Origin of the sequence: Glaciimonas sp. Gout2 (assembly GCF_035018905.1) — a bacterium.
In the GTDB taxonomy this organism is placed as follows: Bacteria; Pseudomonadota; Gammaproteobacteria; order Burkholderiales; family Burkholderiaceae_D; genus Glaciimonas.
On sequence record NZ_JASJXA010000016.1, the window covers coordinates 43293 to 65717 of the forward strand.

Consider the following 22425-nt stretch of genomic DNA (forward strand, 5'->3'; position numbering starts at 1 on the left):
CCTTCGGGTTCCCAAATTTTTCGGCCGTCAGTCGGGTTGAAAGACCAACTCGCCTTCGGCTCAAACATGTCTTCCAACAATTCCCGACTAACGGCCGAAAAACTTGGCAGCGCCAATGTCGGAGTAGGTCAAGTGCCACTTCAAAATCAACTGCAACGTCAAAGGTGGCTGCGCCTGTAACAGCAACCGCAACCGCAACCGCAACAGCAACAGCAACAGCAACAGCAACAGCAACCGCAACCGCAACCGCAACCGCAATAGCTTTGATGGTGGATGAGTTCAGTGGTCACTCACCCCATCTTTAACCGTTACATGTCAACAAGCCGTAGTAACAAAACCGTAATACCCAATCATCTTTATGAGGTTTCCATGCAATCGATTAAAACTTTGCAATCCAGACATTTGTTCACCATGTATTTAGAGGTGGCGTATGACCGTATTTATTCTATCGGCAACGTACCAACTGGTCGTCGTATCATTGCGCCAGTTGATGGCGGCCGATTTGAGGGAGATAGATTACGCGGCGAGGTGTTGCCGGACGGTGCCGACTGGGTGCGTTTTCGTAGCGATGGCGTCATGGAAATCGACGTACGGACGACATTGAAGACGAGTGATGATGCGCTGATTTCTCTGCGATATAGAGGGTTGGCGCATGCATCTCCAGAAAACATGCAACGCTTCATTCAGAGAGAAACGCAACCATATGAAAATGTCTACGCTCGCACTAGTCTGACCTTCGAAACCGAAGCGCCGCAATATGCATGGCTAAATAAAGTCATTGCCGTCGCCAACGGTACGCGAACGGACACGGGTCCAATGTATGAGGTATTTGAAATTACCTGATGTAGAAATACCGTAACTGGTATTAGCAGGCGTCTTAATTTCGTCGTAAGAAACAATTATCTCCCGCGATATACTGATGAAAGAATAATCTTCAGCATGTGCGGGAGAAACTTTATTCTAGCTATTTTTTGACGATTGATCTGTCTTGATAACTTAGCCGTGAAGCGCTGTGTAATAAGGTACTTATCTTCCGACGAACACAGGTGTTCTTTTTTCAGAGAAGGCGCGCATGGCTTCCTTAGCATCTTCGCTTCGACCTAATTCTGCGGTCATATTTTGTTCAAAGCGATAGCCATCGCGCAAGGTCATGTTCTCGATCGTCGCCGCCGAATTTTTTGCGGTACGGCTGGCAATCGGGCTCTTGGATGCGATGATCCGGGCCATGTCCATCGCTGCGGGCATTAACTGATCCAGTGGCACACAGGTCTCCACAATACCAAGTCGGTAAAGCTCCGCCGCCGGTACGCGATATCCGGTGAACATCATACGGCGCGATAGCGAGTGACCAAACAAACGCATGGCGTGCTTTCCACCACCCATTAATCCAACATCTACCTCGGGCAAGCCGAAACACGCATTCTCTGAACATAGCAAGATATCGCATGATGCCGCAATCCCTAACCCAGCGCCTAACGCGGGACCATTCACGGCAGCAATGACAGGTTTCTTGCACTCAAGGATTGAATAACTCATTTCGCGTGCGAGACGCGCACTGGTCCAACGATCACCTGGTTGTACGACAAGTGTGGCACGCGCCTTAATATCTGCACCGGCGGAAAAAATCTTGCCCGCTCCAGTGAGCACTACAACACGGATATCGTCCAAATCGTTAATCATGTCAAAGGCCGTAATCATTTCTGTCATGAATGCCGGGGACACCGCATTGACCGGTGGCGCATCCATCGTAATAACGGCAATGTGATCGACAATCTCGGTTGTAATAAAAGTCATTGTGTTCTCCATGAGTAATTTTTTGCAGTGCGTTGCTGAATACGTGACATACGTATCAAACGTAAGCCAACGTCATAACGATCCGCCTCAGCCTTGCTGATGTAAGGTCTCGCGCTCTGCCATGCATCTCGTAGCAATTTTTCGTGCGGTCTGATAATCGCCTTTGCCAGCGTCGCTACGTGGCAAAATATCCAGGCTAAAAATGGCTTTGGGTAACTTGTAGCCAGCAAGGGACGACGAAAGCTGATGTGCCAGGGTTTTATCTAACTCGCCCCCGCTGCGCGATTTGACAAGCGCCACGATAACGCTGCCCCACTTTTCATCTGGCAACCCGACTACAAGTGCATCATCGATATCGGGCAATAATTTCAAAGCCTCTTCCACTTCTTCGACAAATACTTTTTCACCGCCGGTATTAATCACCAGGCTGCCGCGACCAATCAGTTGCATAAAGCCCTGCTCGTCACGGCGCGCCCAGTCACCGGGAGCCGCATATCGCGCGCCATCAATGTAACGAAATACTGAAGCAGTTTTTTCGGGATCGCCGAAATACCCCAATGGCAATGGTTCGCCACGCGCGATCATGCCCTCACCTGGCTGATCGGGTCCAAGAATACGGTCATCATCGGTAATCAACACGGTTCTTGCACCAGCGTGGAAACTGCCGGTGGTAATCGATTGTTGGACGGTGGTGATGGAAAATCCGAGACCTGAAGCTTCAGACGCGCCAAAATTATCTGCCAGCGCAAGTTGTGGCAAGTGACGCAACAATCCCCGCTTGATGTCATGACTCCAGATCAGCCCTGCTGAACTGATCACTTGCAGAGCGTCCAAGGCATATGGTTCAGATGCCTCATCAAGCGCGCGCAACATCGGTCTTGCGAATACGTCACCAACAATCAAGACCTTATTCACCTTCTCGCGCGCCGCAACCTGCCATAACTCAACAGGATTAAAAGACGGCGACGGCAACAACACAACCGTTCCACCCCAAAACAATTCAGCCAGCGACGCATTCAATCCTGTGCCGTGCATAATTGGACAAACAGGAATCAAGCGGCTCGGAGAAGTGATGGCCCGCAACATAGCGATATGTTCATCAAGATTGTTGGGGCGGCTTTTTAGTAGTGGCGACTCTAACTGACACTCTCGATATTTTGCGCCTGGCCAGATGACACCTTTCGGCATGCCGGTGGTTCCACCGGTATAGAGCAACAAAAAATCGTCGCCGGAGCGCTTGATGGATAACGGCGTCCCATTCCCTTGCGTTGCCATTTCTTCAAATGATAAACTGTCGGGTTGATCATCACTATCAATGCAGATCCATTGCTGGATATCAGGAAATTGACTCCGCAAGGCCACCATTTGCGGTTGAAATTCTTTTTGAAAAAAAACTGCACGCACACCCGCGTCCTTGAACACATAACCAATTTCTTCAGCGCGGTAGCGGTAGTTGATATTGACATGGGCCAGACGGGCTTTAAGACAAGCAGACAATCCCTCCAGGTAGCCGGGATGATTACGCGACACAAACGCTACACGGTCACCTGGATTCAGCCCGCCCGCTATCATTGCACGTGCGACCCGATTACTGCGTTGATCAAACTCGCGCCACGTAATAATACGATCGCCTTGCACCAGCGCCGCGCGCTCGCCATCTATATTGGCTGCGACAGCATCCAGAATGTCTCCTAAGTTCCAATCCATTCGTCAATCTCCTCTCTATTGTTTTAATATGCCTTTGTGACCTTTTACCTGGTTTATTTTTGGTCGCTGCAAGCAGTGCCTAATGAGGCGTAACGCTGTCGATGAAAATCGATATTACCGAAACTGAGCTCAAACATCACCAGTCGTTTCAAATAATGGCTGACGATATGTTCATCGCTGGTGCCAATCCCACCGTGCAGTTGTATTGCTTGCTGTCCAACGAAGAGTGCATTCTGTCCAACCCGCGTTTTAGCAGCAGAGATCGCCCGCGTGCGTACGTGTGAGGGACTAGATAAATTCTCGGTGGCGTAATAGGTCATTGAACGTGCTTCTTCACAGGCAATCACCATATCCACCATACGGTGTTGCAATACCTGAAATGATCCAATCGTGACCCCAAATTGCTGACGTGTTTTGAGATAGTCGAGCGTCACGCTGCAAGCTGCTTCCATGATGCCAAGTGCCTCAGCCAGACTCGCTGCGATGGCATGATCGACCGCCATTTCCAGTAGTGCAAGACCACCGCCAATGGTACCGATTACGGCGGTATCTGACACTGCAACATTATGTAATACCAGACTACTGACATGACGTTGATCTGGACTACGAAAATTCTTCCGGACTAAACCAAGTGCATTGGCCGATACTAAAAACAAGGTAATGCCATCGGGATCATCAACCGCACCCGAGGTACGGGCGGGTAAAATATACCAGTCCGCTGTACTGCCGTCGGGAACATGACTTTTCTCTCCTGACAGTTGATAGCCACCGGACTGAGCCTTGGCGGTCATCTCAACATATTCCAGGTTAAAGTGGCCCAGCGGTTCGCCCAAACCTAGCGCTATGCGACACTCTCCCATCATGATCGCGTTCAGTCGCTGTTCTTTGATATCACTACAAGCATGTTGCAACAACGTGCTGCCGATGATGCAGGTACTGACGTAAGGCTCACGTGCCAGCCCTTTACCAAATTGTTCCATCAGTACCATGGTGTCAATGGCCGATCCACCCAATCCTCCCAGGTCTTCTGGCACGCTGATCGCTAACCAGCCGAGCTCAGCCATTTTCTGCCAATTTTCTTTGATATATGCGCGCTTGTCGACGCAGGCTTTCTGCCAGTCTTCAAAACGGCCATGTTCCCGCACAAAACGGGCGGCGCTGTCCTGCAATAATTGCTGTTCGTGCGATAACGTAAAGTTCATGCATTTACTCCTACAAGCCAAGAGATCGACGGGCGATGATATTGCGCTGGATCTCGTTTGATCCGCCGTAAATTGTCGTCACGCGGCTGTATAAATAGCCCATCATCGGCCCTGACGACGCGTAAATATCTTCTGCGCCAACCGGGTCGAGCGCTTCAAAACGCGCCGCACCGTAACCGAGCGTTTCAATCCATAGCTCGGTGATTTTTTGTAAAAGTTCAGACCAGCGAACCTTCATCATCGACCCACGTGGACCAGAATCAATCCCGGCAACAACGTCGGCCAGCGTGCGCAAGCCTAAATATTCCAATGCAATGACTTCAATCTCCAACTGCGCCAACTTTGTTTTAAAGTCGGCATTTTGTATTAGCGGGGTCTGTCCTTGCATCGCTGTACCAGCGCGCTCGCGCACGTATTCCAACTGTCTTGCAAGACGCGCACTCAAGGTCGCGGTTGCACCACGCTCCCGGTCGAGCAGGACTTTTCCATAACTCCAGCCTTTCCCCTCTTCGCCTAATAAATCCGCCACCGGCACTCTGACATCATCGAAAAACACCTCATTGACATGATGCTCTTCATCCAGCGTCAGAATAGGTCTGACTTTGATACCAGGCGTTTTCATGTCAATCAGAAGAAGAGAGATGCCTGCCTGCTTTTTGGCTGTGCTATCCGTCCGGACCAGACAAAACATCCTGGTCGCGGCCTGCGCATAACTGGTCCAGAGTTTTTGTCCGTTAACGACGTATTCGGAGTCTTCCAGTATCGCTTTAGTCCGTATCGCGGCAAGGTCCGATCCCGCACCAGGTTCAGAATACCCCTGACACCACCAATCTTCACCCGACAAAATACGCGGCAAATAGCGTGCTTTCTGCTCTGTCGTCCCAAACGTAAAAATGATCGGCCCGATCAACTCAAGACCTTGATGAAATTGCGGAGGCGCATCGGCGCGTGCGGCTTCCTGCTCAAATATATGGAGTTGTGTCGGCGACCAACCAGTCCCACCCCACTCCTTTGGCCACGACGGCGCGCCCCAACCGTGACGGAAGAGAGTTTGTTGCCATTGTCGCCATTCCGGTATGCTTGGACGCATACCTGATCTGACGCGTGCTCGCATGGTATCTGGCACATTATTTAAACAGAACGCCCGCACTTCTGCACGGAACGCGCGATCTTCATCCAACTCTTCTCGATTCATGCATGCTCCCTGATGGTAATAACAGCTTAAGAATCCGTCTGCATGCGCGATGCAGGGCGAATCCTGCTGAACGCATCTGCGTACGACTGCCCTCTACAGATTTTTTAATAGAAGATAATTCGTCACAATCGCGCTTTTTTTAGATTACCTGTCGACAGGTTAGCAATCAATCGAGCGCTTGATTATCGCGGATGTGATTTAACCTGGCCCCGCAAGATCACCGCGTACCCAGTCGTATATTGCAGGTGCGACGGTACTTTTGCGGTCCGGCCTGGACTCACTTGCATAAAGCGCTTAGAACTGCTGATGCACTTTAAAAAGTGCGTATCCGCACCGCGCTGAGATGCCAACAGATCTCCCTATTCAATTTCCACCCAGGAGGTGTTTTTATGACTTCACAAATTGATTTACATGCATTACAGGGATTACAAGGATTACAAGGATTACAAGGATTACTGGATCGTGAAGCCATCCGGGAATGTCTCTTTCGCTATTGTCGTGGAATTGATCGAGTGGACGAGGAGGCCTTGCGCTCGGCTTATTGGCATGATGCGACAGATCGTCACGGCCCCTATCAGGGAAGTGCAAACGGGTTTATTGATTGGGCGCTCGAGAAGTTGAAGGGCGGTGGTCGAATGGTGCACATGCTGGGCAATATTTCTATCCAATTACACGACGATGTAGCGGCAGTAGAAAGCTATTTTCAGGCGCTGCAAGAAGACAGAAATGCCGAGGGTCAAAAGCGTGAAATGCTTTTATGCGGTCGCTATGCAGACCGATTTGAAAAGCGCGATGGCAATTGGCGGATTGCAGCACGCACCGTTATTTATGATTGGATCAATCAGGCAGTCGTTCCCGAGCTGACTGAAGCGCAACGCTTTGGTGAAACCAGACAGCCACGCGGAGGAAGCAAGCCCGACGATCCCTACTATGCGCTGCTGGCAGATGCGCCGTTCAATTCGCTTTAATTATTACTAGATTTTTTCGGCCACTATCTAGTATTGCACTTAGGTCGATGGTGTTAATTCGTTTTTTTTGATTTTTGATCGGTGTCGTTAACACGCTTATCGACGCAGCAAGATTAGCGGATTCCTGGCGACACTCTCATAACCACGCACGTCTCGTGCGACTTCTTTGTTCCACAATGACAAAAAGAGGCCTCGCTAGGCGCGGCCTCTTCGCATTTATTTACAAGCGACATTCTTAAATCGAAATGAATACAGTTTTAAAGTAATGTCAATTTCGAGACAAACTTACTGTTCAGCGCTCGTCGTCTTCTTATCAAACTCAAGAATCGGATAAGTCGTATAGCTTTGATCCATCAATCCTTGCGCACGTGCCGTTGCCAACTCAGCAATGACTTGCGCACGGGTTTTAGTTGAAGAAGAATGATCATTTGCTGGATATGGTGCCTCAGCAAAAGCGCTCCCAGCAGCGGCAGCAAAAATAATCAAACCAGCGATCAATGGTTTGGCGTTCATGTTATTTCTCCATAAAGTTATGGGTATCACAAAATTCGGTGAAAGCAGATAAGTACACCGTTCGGGTCCTAAATCAATGAACGAGCGTCATTATCGCTTCCATACACTGCACACCAAAATGCGATGCCCTTGTGTGATTCGTCCACCAACAGTAGTAAGTGTAAAGCCTCTCCGATCAACAATAAATAGCGTATTTTATAATTAACTATTCCATTATTAGAAATAATAAAAAATAGCAATCGTGTTGATTCCAAGCACACTAGACAATCGAGTAATCCATTTTCTGATTGACATCATTTAATACTATTTTCCCCCGAGCACTCCGCTTGAATACTGTCCGCGATCAGTTATGTTAAACAAATGCGCTGGCAAGACCCTCGTGCCACGTCCGACGAAAGCCTTGCACTACAGACGGCGCAGCTTCAGTGATGTCGAATGTTAACTCGCTATGAAGATATGAACTGAACCAAATTGATAGTGACTATCAGCCGATCTAGATTGGCACCAGGACGGACACTCACAAAGGAGATTAATATGCATGCGGTAATAAGAACCTTTTCGGGACCCGGCGCAAAACAGCTTTTCGATGGTTTAGAAGAACACAAAGCTGACGTCGAAGCCAGTTTAAGGAAAGTGTCTGGTCTCGTGAGCTACACACTTCTACGCCATGGTGATGGCGGAGCGGCAGGACTGTTTGCAAGGATAAGACCGGTGCCGAAGAGAGCTTGAAAGTTGCGCGCGACTGGATTCAGAAAAATGCTTCGAATAGCCACGCGAAGCCGCCGATCGTGGGAGAAGGCCCGGTCATCGTTCACATCCAATAGCGCGATTCCGCCTGAGATCACGCCAATATCACTGCCACAGTACTTTTCGGGTCCCGGGCACTGGATGATTAGGTTTCAGCAGATCTGAAATGTAGGACGCTCATTTCGTACGACTATGATCTTCCGCTAAACGTAAGAGTCGATGGAGAAAATATGGGGAGTTGGACCCTGTAAGTTAGGTATTTTTACTAGTATTCAACAGATTCAGATACAAAGCAAAAACGCCGCAAAACCAAGCTGGGCTTAGGTTTGCGGCGTTATATGCTGATCTACTGCTAGTGTCTTGGTGCCCGAGACCGGAATTGAACCGGTACGACGATTAAGTCGAGGGATTTTCTTACCACTTCGGCTTTAGCCGCCAGCGCAAGCGCTGTTCGTGGTCTGGAGCACGCCTTCACCATGGTCTTGCGACTTTAGGTGCTCGCCGTCTGCTCTCTACACCTTCCCTCAAACTTTCGTCGGAGGGCTTGGCTCGGTATTAGCTCGGACTTCCGTCCAGGGCCTTCGCCGAGTTTGACGAGTTTCACCTCAAGAATTTCTTCAAGAGGGCTCAAATTAGTTTAAGTCCCTTGTGTCTACCAATTTCACCACTCGGGCATTGTTAGGACCCGTTTTCTGGATCCTTTCGATGCTTTGCTTTTTTACGTTTCAGCTTAACGTTTGAGCGTGAGTAACGCTTTTTATGCCTAGCGCTTGACTCGCTTCTTAAACAACTGCATTTGATGCGGCTGCTTAACCAGTTTCAGAAAAACACGAAGTCCGCATTCTACCTAACGTTACAGCGATGAGTCAAATTTTCAGAAAACCAAGCCTTTCATCTTCTGATAATGGCAGTTTGCAATTTCATGCAAGCTTGCCTCTAAAAGAGAATCAAAAATGTTAATACATACCCACTCAAGACAGGGCCGAATTCTATCAGGTTCTGGCGATAACGACCATCATGTTGTTACGGAATTCTTATGAATTAGTGGATTGAGCGTAAAGCCAAGGTCAAATTCATCAAAAATGTTTAAAACGTGCTGCATTAAAAACATTTAGGCAAAAAAAAACCCACCAAAATAATTTAGTGGGTTAAATCCAAACCTATGAGGTGTTGGAGGAGACAGATGCACTATATCGCAGTGCAACAAAAATCGTCTGCTTTATTGTGGTGATATCTCATATTCATGTTGCATATAACAAACTTTAATTTGTACTATCATTCACAAGTAGAAGCCTGCAATTCGTCGGCTTCTGAAGTAGAATCAACGCCAGAATCACAACCGTGCATTGTCGTTAGCCGCTTTTACATGAACAGGTTTCCCAATAAGCGACGCCAAAAATCAGCGCTTATCGGCATCCTTTGCAAACGACTACTCCAAGCCAGTGTTCCAAGCATCGGCCCGGCTTGAGCATTGGCGTTCATACCCGTTATTCTCAACGCCACTGGCATTACCTTCACATGAAAGCAAATTCAATGATTGCACTAATGAGCTCACTAAAAAATGATGCGTTCACTTAGGTGCATTGGCAATATCTTGGGCTTTGATACTCCCCAATGGTAGTGAGGTACCGGCTTCATTCGCCACTGCTCGCGCGACAGAGTCATCTAGCGACCCTACTGGTGCCTCGCCCACATTAATCACTTTGCTTTGGTGAAGGAATGTATAGATGCTATTCAACTGTTTGTGTACGCGCTCGTCGAACACAAATGGTTTTTCATCTCTGATAGGGCTACCTCCGGCTGTAACAGGAATCGCGCCATAAATTGAAAACCACGCCATCCGTAACGTAATACCCGTCGTTTGCCCTTTGACTATTTCAGCTACCTTTAACTGGTTTTTCGGGTCCAGAATGAAGCGTTGCGCCTCCATTTCCATTTTGACCCAGGCCTTCACGACATCAGGTCGCTGCGTCATGAAATCGTCTCGCATGGCGATATATCCTGAATCAGGAATATCAAACGGATAGCCGGTGATAGCGTATTTTGCGATGCCCTCCCCCACCAGATTACCAATTCTTGAGGCAGTTGGCTCCCACAGTGCAACCGCATCAAGCTTCTTGGCGCGCAGATTGGTACTCAATACCTCAAGCGATTGATTCATTATTGCGTCAGGCTTGATGTGGGTCCTGTCGATCACATTACCCAAAAAACGGTCGGCGCAACTACCCTTTGGGGTGGCAATCGTCTTGCCATCTAACCATTTGATCGCGTCTTGCGATGTCTTGAAATCCGGTGCGTCGGCACGTACCATAATGACGTTGCATCGCTGGCCAGCGGAAAAACCGGTATTGACGACGAGCTTGACCTTCGCTTGTTCAGTTTTGGTAGTCACCAACACCGCTGGCACATCGCCCAAATAGCCAATCTGCTGTTTACCAGCCAACATTTGGTTGACGATAATTGAGCCTTGAAGTCCTGCCTGAAATTCGACCTCACTTCCGGCTGGCAGGAATTTTTTCCACAGCGCTAAGCCTCGGATGACAGCGGCGGAGTAAGAAACAGTGTCATACGGTTGATAGCCCACAACCAGATGCACTGGCTGACCTACCTTGCCGTACCCCTGATCACCGGCGCGCGCGAAGTGTTCGCCCTGCAATAACAAGAGTGACGCCAATAGCGTTTTTTGAGCTGCTCGTGCCCACCATTTTTTTGTGTAAGTCATGACAGTCTCTTTCTAGGATACGATCTTGGAACAACAGGATTAATCAGATTAATGTGGGTTTTTCGTCTTTTTTATATTAGCTCCGCGCACGTCAACGCGACTTTCACTGGCGATACCTTAAGTACAGCTTTTTCCCCTGTTCAAAACAGATAGTTTAATCAACGCTATTTCGCCCTGATCTGGATTGGTAAATGTCCGAATCGTTGCTTTATAAGTCGATAAAAAGTATCTCCCATCAGCATATTTCGTGCCAGACCACACAAATTGCCGTCCAATACATTGGCCGCAGCGCTGATTGCCGAAAGTATTGTGGACACGGGGCGCACCATTTTTCTACCGCGATAGATAGAGAGAATAGGAAGAATAGGGCGAATTTTTTCTTCGATTTGTTTCATTTCGATACCGCCCCCCGTTTCATTTCGAAACACCGAAACTGTCGCACGCCGCGATTAGATGATCTCCGAACGCGTGATAGCCAATATGCGCTTTGCGGTTGACGCGGGGGATTGTGCTAACGCTACACATGATGATCTCTTGCTTAACCCGCCGTTCATTAAGCGCTCAAACTTCGCGTATCCCTTTGCAATTCAAACATTTCAAATTCAGGAAGGGTCGTCTAACAAATATATGGCAAAGCATCGATCTTTTTAGAATACGTTTTAACTGGATGCAAAAATATCAATATGGTAGGCTGGTACTACACATAAAATAGCCTTTTAGGCAAGATTGATGAGTGAGTCGAATTGCGCGGTGCTGCCGAGCAATTTAACAAAGTCCGACGTGAATCATTTCTATGATGCTCGGCTTGGTCGCGCAATCGGCAATACGAGGTCCCGGCGGCTTTCATCATTCCTTCCCAGTTCGCCACAAGAGCGAGCATAGTGACGGACAGCAAGGCAGTACGCCTCGTTGTAATACAACAGAATTATAAAAGGGGGACAAATTGACATCTTTAAATCGACAGCGATGGTGGCATTGCAAGATGGTAACAATGGCGCTTCGCCTATCTGCATATGTAATGGTCCAGGTTATACATTTCCCTTTCCCCCCTCATCCCAGCAACCGTCATCGTTTCATCATTGCAACCAGATGAAAGATTATTCACCTGACGTTCTTGCATTATTTTCAACTGATGAATCCAATTTTTTCAGTTTCGCAGAGAGTTTACCTTGGCCAGTCATTATCATTCGTAGCGATGGTGAAGTGGCAGGATTAACTAAACAGATTATGGGGCTTGACGTGGCTTCGGGGCTGAATGATCTGGGTTATTTTCCGACCTTATTTCCTGCATACGCTACGTCGTTACAGGGTCCTGTGTGCTGGCAAATTCCGCAGGAAGTAAAATTGATCAGAACCGCAAAAAACGATCATTTGGTACATGAACGTCTCATCATGCGGCGGGCTTCGACCGGCTCTTACCTAATGATTGTTGACGAAACAAAGTTACGCACGTTAGAGGTTGCCGACATACAAACGGCGCGCCTGGCAGCGATAGGCTTCATGGTTGCAGGCGTGTGCCATGAATTGAGTAATCCCTTGGCTGCAATCCGTTCGATGGTGCAGATACTGGGATCGGATCAAGAGAAGAAGTCTGCCCTTCTTGGAAAAGGACTGGCAAACATAGCCGACAATGTTCAGAGACTTCTCGGCATTTCTGATCGTCTACTTAATTTCGGCAGGGTCGGCGATGCCACCAGAACCGGATTTCAAGTGGATGAAGCGATTGGACAGGCATTCTCGGTGATGTTTGAAAATGGCTGGTCGGCGCAGATTAAAGTTGAATTTGTGCGTGATCGCACCGCCTTGGTTTTTGGCAATCTAAGCCAATTGCAGGAGGTATTCGTGAACCTATTCGAAAACGCCATAGGCGCAATGAATGGGGTCGGAATACTCAGCGTAAGAACCAAAATTCAAAGTAATAATTCAGTCGTTGTACTGGTGAGTGACACTGGCCCTGGCATTCCAGATAATATATTGCCGAGGATCTTCGAACCGTTCTTTACCACCAAGACGTTAAATAGGGGAACCGGACTAGGGCTGGCGATCAGCAGCGAGATTCTGCTTGAACATCGCGGCCTTATTACCGCTGCAAATAATGCCCATGGCGGGGCCTGCTTCCAGGTCGAACTGCCGCTTTTGGGGCCAGAGTTATGAAAACTTCTAAAGTAGTGCCATGCGAGACCAAGCCCCACGCCGAACGTGTGCTGATCGTCGATGATGACCGCGGCATCGTAGAGTGTGTGAAATGGATATTGGAAGCAAAAGGCTATGACTGTGCAGTGACGTACAACGGTGCGGATGGAATGTCTATGCTGCAAAGCCGAGGATTCGACCTGGTGATAACCGATCTGAAGTTACCGGACATGACCGGTCTCGAAATTATCGGGGCGGTAAAAAATATGGAACTGGATTTGCCCGTCATTCTGATGACGAGCTTTTCATCCGTTGAAAGCGCTATCGAAGCGTTACGGAAAGGTGCCGTCGATTACATTATCAAGCCGTTTCATAATGACGACTTCGGATTCGCTGTAGATCGCGCGATGAACGAGCGGCGGGACCGGCGCGAAAACGTGGTGTTGAAGCGGCAGTTGCGCAAGGTTTATACCAAGAACCAAATCATTGGCGAAAGCGAAAATGTTCGCAAGCTCCAAGCGATGATTCAGCGTATCGCACCGACCGAGGCCAACGTCCTGATTCAAGGCGAAAGCGGCACTGGAAAAGAACTTGTGGCGCAGGCGTTGCATTACGGTGGTCCACGCGCCGAGCGCCCATTTGTACCAGTCAACTGCGGCGCGATTCCATCTGAATTACTGGAGTCGGAACTTTTCGGTCATACGAAAGGGGCATTTACTGGTGCGGTTACGGCCAACGAGGGATTAATCCGGCAAGCTAGCGGCGGGACTTTGTTTCTCGACGAGATTTCAGAAATGCCGTTAAACGTGCAGGTCAAACTTCTCCGTGTAATTCAGGAGCGGCAAGTGCGCCCGGTCGGCTCGACCCAAACCTATGTAACGGATACCCGTTTCGTCGCCGCTAGTAACCGCAATCTAAAAATAGAGGCGGAAAAAGGCAATTTTCGCGCTGATTTGTTTTACCGGCTTAACGTGATCGCCATTCAAGTTCCACCATTACGCGACCGGGCCGACGACATCGAAATTCTGGCCCAACATTTTCTAGAATATCACTGTCAAAAATTGGGTGGCAGAAAGTGTCAAATGAGCCAGGAATTTATTCATTTTCTTAATAACTACGAATGGCCTGGGAATGTTCGAGAGCTTGAAAACCTCATTGAGCGGGTTGTCATTCTTGCTGACTCAGATGTTTTGACCTCAGTCGATCTGGTCGATATGCTTTCCATTCCGTCGTCAGAAGAGAAAGTCAACGCACCACCACATCATTCTGGAGTGCCGTTGTCTATCGAAGAATACACCAAAGAAACGATTCTATTGCATCAGGACACGCATACAGAAGCCGAACTTGCCGCTATTCTCGGCATCGGCAGGAAAGCTTTATGGATACGAAGACGAGAATGGGGTCTTTTAAAAGAGAGTAAATAACGGACACGGGTACTAATTTTGCAGCCGCGCCGATTGGAAAAAGCGGATGTCAGGTCTATCGATTGTGTGTTATTTTAGTCGACAGTCATAGGTATGCTTTTTGCTTTAGTTTGAGGGGTGCACCTCATTCCCACAATCGCTGGGTTCGTTTAGTTTTACGCAGCTGGCATGAATGCGCGCCGTTCGCCGTTCAATGCTGAGAATTATTTACGGGAGTACCCATATGCCCGATGCTATTATCCAACAGGCTTCCCTGCCGGGAATCTTGACTCAAACGAAGTTTTTCTCAGGCCTGTCCGAATCCCAACTTGCGTTAGTCGCCTCGGTCAGTCGCGTAGAAGAATGGCCTTCCGGGCACTCTATCTATAAAATCGGCGAGAATGCCAATACGCTATACGTTCTTATGGACGGGATGGTACGTTTTGCTATCAGCCTCGGCAGTCGCGAGACATCTGCGGGCGACATTCTGCATCGGGGTCAGGTTTTTGGCTGGTCCTCGCTGACACCAACCTCCAACATCCGATTGGCCACGGCCTCCTGCATGACCACTTGTAAGATTCTTGCCATTGATGGCAAGGGCCTTTCGTCGATCATGGAACAAGATCACACAATTGGTTATCGTGTACTTACTCAGGTCACTGCCCTGATCACTGGCACGCTGGTGGCGTTTGCCTGTGGCTAACCAGCCCTTCATCCAATGAGTTTATGGCTGATTCTGGTTGCGCTCGTCGTTGGGGTAATGATAGGCGCAGTCGGGATCGGTGGATTACTGCTGGTTCCGGCAATTGCATTACTGGCCTATCTGCCGGTTCAGACGGCGATGGCGACCGCACTCCTGACCTTTATTTTTACCGGTTTTCTGGGAACGTTTCTGTTTCATCGGCGCGGCAGTATCGACTGGAACATCGCTAGGCCAGTCTGCGCAGGTGCGGCAATCTCAGGATTTTTTGGCGCATGGGCCAATTCACGCATAGACCCGCATACCCTCATCTTTCTGCTGGCGAGCGTGGTCGCGGTAGCTGGACTCAACACGGGGTTGACCCGCGTCGGACAACGTCCACCGGTATTTTCTGGAAATCCTGGACGGCAACAGATTGTCTTATTTTGGATTGGCGCAGTGTGCGGATTCGGATCCGGCCTGACCGGGGTCGGTGGTCCCGCATTATCAGTACCAATATTGCTGCTGTTTGGATTTTCGCCGTTAAGCGCGATTGGAGCGAGCCAAGTGATCCAGATTCTGGCGGCAATCTCTGGAACGCTGGGAAACCTCCGGTATGGCACGATCGATTTCCAGCTTGCTGCGGTACTGACAATCGTAGAATTGATCGGCGTTCAACTGGGTGTACACATCGTGCATTCACTAAACCCACGCACGTTACGCAGCGCTGTGGCCATTTTTTGTATCCTGGTCAGCGCTGGCCTGATCCTGCGTTCGCTTGATATCGTCTAATCTGCTTAAGAGATAGTCTGGTAATAAAGATTCTGTGGATGGTTTGCCTGCGCAAAAAAGAACCACCGTTCAGCCAGTAACCCAGCGTATTGAATGACGAAAATAGTGCAGAATAAGGCCGCTGAAGCAGTGCTTTGGCCGAAAAGAAGTAAGAACAGCGGAAGAATAAACGCAAACACCAGAAAAAACCATTTGACTGAACGCAAAATGCGCGGGGTCTTGCCATGAAAGAATTCACGGGTATTGAATGATCCACCCATAAACCCCTGCGATTTCTGCACGATGCGCGGATGGTGTATTCCCAACGCGGTTTGTAACGATGACTTCAGTTTCAGTCTTTTATTTCGAACCAGTGAGGCGGAACGGACCCCTAGCCCGCTTGCTGTCAGTAAGATTGCAGCGACAGCAAAGGTTCTGGTCAGGTCAGGCTCAACGAACGCGGCCAGTGCGGTTGCCAGCGAGCATCCTGATGCGCATCCAAGAATAAAATAATTCAGCAACGTCAATGGACTGGCCCATTCTTGCAGGAAGCGGATACATGCGTAAATCATGCCGGTACAAATATACAGCGCAACGCAGATAACCGCGGTAACCGCGCCTACCGCCAGCGACATTTCCCACTGCGCATAGTGCGCGTAGCCATAGACGACCAACAACACCATGAAAATCGGTAACACGATGACTTCACGTGACAACCAGGAGGTGCGCCACATTGCGGCGGCGCGCCACGCACGTTCAGGATGACCAAGGTGGAAGAACGACGCAATCAGACCCAGAGCGCTCAATAACAGCGCGATCAGACTGCCACAGACAAATAGCACAACGCTGTTTTCAATTCGAAGAAGTTGTAGTCTGCTGGCAAGCTCGACTACGTAAAGCGCCAGAAACAGACCCTGTCCAGCACCAATTAGAGTCGTGAGAAAGATGACGGAAGCAGCGGGATTCATCAGAAATACTCCTGAAAACCCCGGCCTTTCGGCCGGGAGCGAAAGACATCAAGCGCGCAGCAATCGATGCCTTCCAGGTGAAAGAAGATTGTTAACTACTTTGTGGTTGTGCCAGCAAAACAAAAAATTTGGAACTTGCTGTCATTCACCGATCAATCACCTCATTACCAGCTCACTGTATCGTCTAGCGAGGGCAAGGTGGTCGATGACTTCGGTAATCTCTCGTCAATTCTGATGGGATTATCGACCCGCATAATTTGATCCTCGCGCAGGTTTGACTCGGTCCGACGTCGCGGCAAGTAATGATTTGATGGCTTGGTTCCCCATTCCGGCATGAGTGCATAGCCACCGCGCTCGCGTATCGCGATTGACACTGTGGAATCAGGGTCATGAATGTCACCAAATAAGCGGGCGCTGGTGGGACATGCCATCACGCATGCAGGTTGGCGGTCTGCTTCTGGGAGCGCCGGATTATCGATCCTATCTGCGCACAGTGTGCATTTGGTCATCTCCTGCCGTTTTTCGTCGAGTTCACGCACGCCGTACGGACAGGCCCACGCGCAATAGCCGCAGCCGATACACTTGTCATAATCAACCAGCACGATTCCATCGGACTTACGTTTATAGCTTGCCCCGGTTGGGCATACCGGAACGCATGGCGGCTCTTCGCAATGCAGGCACGACTTGGGAAAATGGACGGTCTCGGTATTCGGAAACTCGCCTACTTCAAAGGTCTGCACACGGTTAAAAAACGTGCCCGTGGGGTTCTCATCGTAGGGCCGTTCGTCGGCTAGGTACCCGGCACTGCCGGAGGTGTTCCAGGACTTGCAGCTTGTCACGCAGGCTTGGCAGCCAACGCAGACGTTCAGGTCAATTACAAGGGCCAACTGGGTCACGATTGTTCTCCATCTCATGGTTGAATGGGTCGTCGTCTCTATGGTCGATCGACCGTGTCGATATGCGCTTGGTACTATTTCGGCGGCACGTCCCGTCCAGCCACATACGCCTGCCAGACACGACGCAACGTTTTGGTTCCTGGCAGTGGCGCTACGATCGGAAATTGTGGTGATGTTTCCTTTGGCTCTTCCGGTCCTGCCTTGTAAATACGTACCTTGACGTCATACCAGCCCGCTTGTCCGGTGACCGGGTCAGAATTGGAAAACACATGTCCGCCCTGATCCGGTGGGAGCTCCTCTGACAGCAGATGGTTGAGCAAAAAACCTTTGCGTGACTCATTCGCATTCGGACCAAGATGCCATGAACCGGCAGCCTTTCCAATCGCGTTCCAGGTCCATACCGTACCCGGTTCCACAGCCTCGCTGAAACGGCACATGCAGCGCACTTTGCCCCAAGTCGATTCGACCCACATCCAGTCGCCATCCGCGATACCTTCTGCTTGCGCTACCAACGGATTAACGTATAGGTAGTTGTGCGTGTGAATCTGCCGCAGCCACGCATTCTGCGAATCCCATGAGTGATACATCGCCATCGGTCGTTGGGTCACCGCATTGAGGGGAAATTTGGTAGCGTCGGAGGCCTGCCCTTCGAGCGGTTCAAAATAAAAAGGTAGAGGATCGAAATGCGTTTCGATGCGCTTGCGCAAATGGTCCGGCGGTTGTTTTCCCGGACGTTTCCCTTGCGCTGCCAGTCGAAACTTTTGTAACACTTCGGAGTAAATATGAATCAGGATCGGATCCGCATCACGGCGCATGCGTACGCTCTTTGACCAATCCATGTACCCCTTATTCCAGTTGCGCATGTATTGATAGGACGCTGGTAACTCATGGTGGAAAAAACAGTTATTTTTGGCATACATTTCCCACTGCTTTGGGTTAGGTTCTCCGCAAATCGATTTTTCACCATCTTTGCCACGCCAACCGGCCAGGAATCCAATCCCTGATCCTGGCGCTGTCTCATAATTCACCACAAAATCAGGATAGTTTTTGAACTTGCGAGACCCGTCCTGATGAACAAACGCGGGCAGTTTGAGGCGGCCTCCCAGCTCTATGATGACTTCCTGAAAAGGTCTACATTCGCCCAGCGGCGCTACCACAGGAATCCGGACGGCATCAACCGGCCCGTCAAACTCTGAAATCGGCCGATCAAGAATCGACATAACGTCGTGCCGCTCAAGATAAGTTGTATCAGGCAGAATCAAGTCAGCAAACGCTGTCATTTCGGACTGAAATGCGTCGCAGACGACGAGAAACGGAATCTTGAATTCGCCATCTTCGGATCTGTCATTCAACATCTTCCGTACTTCACCCGTATTCATGCTGGAATTCCACGCCATGTTGGCCATGAAAATGAGCAATGTGTCGATCTTGTAAGGGTCGCCGCGCCAGGCATTGGTAATGACGTTATGCATCAATCCATGCACTGAGAGCGGATGCTCCCATGAAAATGCTTTGTCAATACGCACCGGTTTTCCGTCAGCATCGACAGCAAGGTCGTTTGGATCCGCAGGAAATCCCAGCGGCATCCCTTCCAGCACCGAGTTCGGTTTAACGTCCTGAGGGCCTTTAGGTGGCTTGGCAATCGGGGGGATGGCACGCGGGAACGGCGCTTTGTGCCGAAATCCGCCAGGCCGATCTATTGTTCCCAATAGACTCATCAGAATCGCCAGCGCCCGTACCGTTTGAAAGCCATTGGAGTGCGCGGCGAGACCCCGCATAGCGTGAAATGCCACAGGGTTGCCGGTGACGCTGCTGTGCTCTTTGCCCCAGGAATCAGTCCAGGAAATCGGCAACTGAATCTTGTGATCGCGCGCCGTAACGCCCATTTCATGGGCTAGCCGATAAATAGTCTCTGCCGGAATACCGGTGATTTCGGAGGCCCACTCCGGCGTGTACTGTTTGACCCGATCAATCAACAACTGAAATGCGGGCTTGACGGCGGTGCCATCTGCTAATGCGAATTCGCCACGCAAACAGGGATCCGCGCCGGGCGTGTGGGTGGGGACGATTTTATCGGATAGCCGGTCCCACCAGAATTTATTGTGCGGATAATCGGGATTGATCGGGTCCGACTCCGGGTCCATCGCAAACATGCCAAAATCGTCATCCCCGTCCTGCTGATTGACCAGTTGACCGGCGTTACTGTAACGCGCCAGAAATTCACGGTCATACAAACCTTTCTCAATGATTTCATTAATCAGTGCCAACAGCAGCGCACCATCGGTTCCCGGCTTAATGGGTATCCATTCATCGGCGACAGCGGAATAGCCGGTACGCACCGGATTGATGGAAATAAATCTGGCGCCGTTACGTTTGAATTTTGAAATCGCTATTTTTAAGGGATTCGAATGATGGTCCTCGGCGGTACCGATCATCACGAAGAGTTTGGCGTGATCTAGATCCGGGCCACCAAACTCCCAAAAAGATCCGCCTATCGTATAGATCATTCCTGCGGCCATATTGACGGAGCAAAATCCGCCGTGCGCAGCATAATTTGGCGTGCCGAATTGCTTGGCAAATAGCCCTGTGAGTGCCTGCATTTGATCGCGTCCAGTGAACAACGCGAACTTTTTCGGATCGGTCGCGCGTATCCCTGCCAAACGGGTCTCTAATAATGTATAGGCTTGTTCCCAGCTAATCTCGTCAAATTCACTTTTGCCGCGATCCGATCCGGCGCGGCGTAACAGTGGAACCGTCAGTCTTGCCGGAGATTGCTGCTTCATGATGCCAGATGCACCCTTGGCACAAATCACCCCTTTATTCAGAGGATGCTCCGGGTTGCCATCAATATATCGAATATTTCCATCACGCAAATGGACCCGAATACCGCAGCGACAAGCGCACATATAACATGTCGTGGTTTTGATTTCGAGGCCGGCGATATTTTCCGACAAGATATTTGATACAGGGGATGACTCCGACATTGATGGCTCCGATTTGAGTGTCAAAAACTAATCAACTGCTGCCATCGCATAAAGAAACGCTACGTAGCCACGAAGTCCCTATGCAAATGTAATGCCACGTCAATCCAATCGAATCTTTAAGCCAATACAAGACGGTGCACTTTTGTAGGCTAAGTGCTTCGCGAATGACATTTCCATGACGTAACGACATTGGTGATCCCGCATCGGGCTATCTCCTCGAAGGTGGAATGATTCAAATTGCTTACGGGTTTCGGAATGACACGTTGTGAGGTTTCAGAACGAAACAGCATGCAGGTTTCAAAATGACACGCAGGGAGGTTTCAGATCGAAACATCTTGATAAAAATAAAACCCGATCGAAGCAGACCGTCGTAGAGGAGAAGTATCAAAAATTCGCAGGAAAGTAACGCTTGACCGGAAGATAAAACGAGCAGGCACGAACTATGCTGAGGTTGGTGCAGTGATGTTGAACGCAACCCTACGATCATCGATACTCCAACTTTGAAAGATAGCTGCCATGGCACGTAACGCATTCGAATGGACCGAAACCCCGCAGTTTCCCCCAACGCATTATGTGGACACTGCCATCTATACCAGCGACCAGCTGTTCCGCGAAGAGCAACAAAAGATTTTTAACAAATGCTGGATTATTGCTTGTCATGAGTCTGAGTTACCGAATGCCTTTGACTACCGTACCTTCAACCATCCGGGCGGAGCGCCACTGATCGTAGTGCGCGGTGAAGACATGCAAATACGCAGTTTTTATAACATCTGCCCGCACCGGGGAAACACCTTGTTGTATGACCCGGTTGGCAACGCCAAACGTATCACGTGTATTTTTCACGCATGGTCGTTTAATACTACTGGCGATTGCGTCGATATCTCTCGCGGCAAGCAAGGATATCAGGAACGCTTTGGGTGCGAGAAAGCCGGACTACGTGAAGTAAAAACCGGTGTCGCATGCGGTGGCTTTGTTTGGGTCAATACGGATGATGATTGCTGTTCGCTAAAAGAGTATATCGGTGATTCCATGGAGCTTCTCGACGGGCATCTCGATGCGCCACTAGAGGTGTTTCATTATCACAAAGCGATTGTCAATACCAACTACAAGCTTTGGCATGATACCAACAGCGAGTTTTATCACGACTACATGCATTACTTCAATCGGATAACGGGCATGATTCAACCCGGCTATTTCGATCGCAAATACACCGGATATCCTAACGGTCACGCATCGGTCGGATCAATGGCAATCAAATATGATGCATACGAAGGCAGCAAACAGCGCGGCGTCGGCTGGCCGGGTCTGGCTCCGGGCGGATGGGTGCTGATCGACATGTTTCCTGGCATGACATACAACCTGAGAACTTCGGTGCTACGAATGGACACCGCTATTCCACTTGGACCTAACAAACTGCTTATCGAATTTCGTGGTCTGGGATTAAAGAGCGATACACCGGAAGAACGGGCTGAGCGCGTACGCGACCACAACCAGATTTGGGGGCCGTTTGGCCGCAATCTACATGAGGATCTTCTTGGCGTTCACGGACAAGGGCTGGCCATGCGAGAAGGCACCGACAGCAAATGGGTCATCCATGGGCGGGAAGAAAATATGACCATTCACGATGAAGGTGGGATGCGTCATTTTTACGCAGAGTGGAGCAAGCGCATGGGTCGCCTGGCAAGTGCCCCCTTTGACGAAACTACCTCGGTGTAATTTCAGCAAGGTCAATCCAGATCAACC

Annotated in this window: 17 protein-coding genes; 7 read left to right on the forward strand and 10 right to left on the reverse strand. The window is 49.6% G+C overall.

What is annotated here, in order from left to right; translation table 11 throughout:
* The first annotated feature begins 369 nt into the window (after positions 1-369).
* The gene (locus QN379_RS12905; RefSeq protein WP_323506801.1) at positions 370-843 is read left to right on the forward strand and encodes a DUF3237 domain-containing protein; all 474 of its coding nucleotides are present in this window, start codon (positions 370-372) and stop codon (positions 841-843) included.
* Between the two features lie 183 nt (positions 844-1026).
* Here QN379_RS12905 and QN379_RS12910 read toward each other — a convergent pair whose 3' ends face one another.
* The 4 genes from QN379_RS12910 to QN379_RS12925 form a co-directional block, all read right to left on the reverse strand.
* Positions 1027-1794 (reverse strand): enoyl-CoA hydratase/isomerase family protein, encoded by a 768-nt coding sequence (locus QN379_RS12910; RefSeq protein ID WP_322237610.1) that lies wholly within the window; start codon positions 1792-1794, stop codon positions 1027-1029.
* Between the two features lie 87 nt (positions 1795-1881).
* On the reverse strand, positions 1882-3501 hold the full coding sequence (locus QN379_RS12915; protein ID WP_323506802.1) for an AMP-binding protein: 1620 nt from the start codon (positions 3499-3501) through the stop codon (positions 1882-1884).
* Positions 3502-3554: 53 nt separating this feature from the next.
* Entirely contained in the window at positions 3555-4703 is a 1149-nt protein-coding gene (locus tag QN379_RS12920) for an acyl-CoA dehydrogenase (RefSeq protein ID WP_323506803.1), read from the reverse strand.
* A gap of 10 nt (positions 4704-4713) precedes the next feature.
* Positions 4714-5898, reverse strand: coding sequence for an acyl-CoA dehydrogenase family protein (locus QN379_RS12925; RefSeq protein WP_323506804.1), 1185 nt, complete (start codon positions 5896-5898; stop codon positions 4714-4716).
* 389 nt (positions 5899-6287) lie between these two features.
* Here QN379_RS12925 and QN379_RS12930 point away from each other — a divergent pair, with 389 nt between their 5' ends.
* Positions 6288-6866: a nuclear transport factor 2 family protein gene (locus QN379_RS12930; RefSeq protein WP_323506805.1), complete on the forward strand. Its 579-nt coding sequence runs from the start codon at positions 6288-6290 to the stop codon at positions 6864-6866.
* A gap of 285 nt (positions 6867-7151) precedes the next feature.
* Here QN379_RS12930 and QN379_RS12935 read toward each other — a convergent pair whose 3' ends face one another.
* The 3 genes from QN379_RS12935 to QN379_RS12945 form a co-directional block, all read right to left on the reverse strand.
* Positions 7152-7379: a DUF4148 domain-containing protein gene (locus QN379_RS12935; RefSeq protein WP_322237597.1), complete on the reverse strand. Its 228-nt coding sequence runs from the start codon at positions 7377-7379 to the stop codon at positions 7152-7154.
* Positions 7380-9696: 2317 nt separating this feature from the next.
* Positions 9697-10848: an ABC transporter substrate-binding protein gene (locus QN379_RS12940; protein WP_323506806.1), complete on the reverse strand. Its 1152-nt coding sequence runs from the start codon at positions 10846-10848 to the stop codon at positions 9697-9699.
* A gap of 164 nt (positions 10849-11012) precedes the next feature.
* The gene (locus tag QN379_RS12945) at positions 11013-11243 is read right to left on the reverse strand and encodes a hypothetical protein (protein WP_323506807.1); all 231 of its coding nucleotides are present in this window, start codon (positions 11241-11243) and stop codon (positions 11013-11015) included.
* A 694-nt stretch (positions 11244-11937) separates the two neighbouring features.
* Between QN379_RS12945 and QN379_RS12950 the strand changes: the two genes are divergently transcribed.
* From QN379_RS12950 to QN379_RS12965, 4 genes are all read left to right on the forward strand, one after another.
* A complete protein-coding gene (locus tag QN379_RS12950) occupies positions 11938-13002 on the forward strand; it encodes a sensor histidine kinase (RefSeq protein ID WP_323506808.1) in 1065 nt (354 codons plus the stop codon).
* Positions 12999-14405, forward strand: coding sequence for a sigma-54 dependent transcriptional regulator (locus tag QN379_RS12955; RefSeq protein WP_323506809.1), 1407 nt, complete (start codon positions 12999-13001; stop codon positions 14403-14405). The genes QN379_RS12950 and QN379_RS12955 overlap by 4 nt, the downstream gene beginning before the upstream one ends.
* A gap of 265 nt (positions 14406-14670) precedes the next feature.
* Entirely contained in the window at positions 14671-15087 is a 417-nt protein-coding gene (locus QN379_RS12960) for a cyclic nucleotide-binding domain-containing protein (protein ID WP_323506810.1), read from the forward strand.
* A gap of 15 nt (positions 15088-15102) precedes the next feature.
* The gene (locus QN379_RS12965; protein WP_322237585.1) at positions 15103-15855 is read left to right on the forward strand and encodes a sulfite exporter TauE/SafE family protein; all 753 of its coding nucleotides are present in this window, start codon (positions 15103-15105) and stop codon (positions 15853-15855) included.
* Between the two features lie 5 nt (positions 15856-15860).
* On the opposite strand, the gene QN379_RS12970 is transcribed toward QN379_RS12965, so the two are convergent.
* The 3 genes from QN379_RS12970 to QN379_RS12980 form a co-directional block, all read right to left on the reverse strand.
* Positions 15861-16802 (reverse strand): dimethyl sulfoxide reductase anchor subunit family protein, encoded by a 942-nt coding sequence (locus QN379_RS12970; RefSeq protein ID WP_322237583.1) that lies wholly within the window; start codon positions 16800-16802, stop codon positions 15861-15863.
* Between the two features lie 164 nt (positions 16803-16966).
* Positions 16967-17698: a 4Fe-4S dicluster domain-containing protein gene (locus tag QN379_RS12975; RefSeq protein ID WP_322237580.1), complete on the reverse strand. Its 732-nt coding sequence runs from the start codon at positions 17696-17698 to the stop codon at positions 16967-16969.
* Positions 17699-17772: 74 nt separating this feature from the next.
* Positions 17773-20682 carry a molybdopterin oxidoreductase family protein gene (locus QN379_RS12980; protein ID WP_323506811.1) on the reverse strand — a complete coding sequence of 970 codons (2910 nt, stop codon included), beginning with the start codon at positions 20680-20682 and terminating at the stop codon, positions 17773-17775.
* Positions 20683-21198: 516 nt separating this feature from the next.
* On the opposite strand from QN379_RS12980, the gene QN379_RS12985 reads away from it, so the two are divergent.
* On the forward strand, positions 21199-22398 hold the full coding sequence (locus tag QN379_RS12985) for an aromatic ring-hydroxylating dioxygenase subunit alpha (RefSeq protein ID WP_323506812.1): 1200 nt from the start codon (positions 21199-21201) through the stop codon (positions 22396-22398).
* Positions 22399-22425 lie beyond the last annotated feature (27 nt).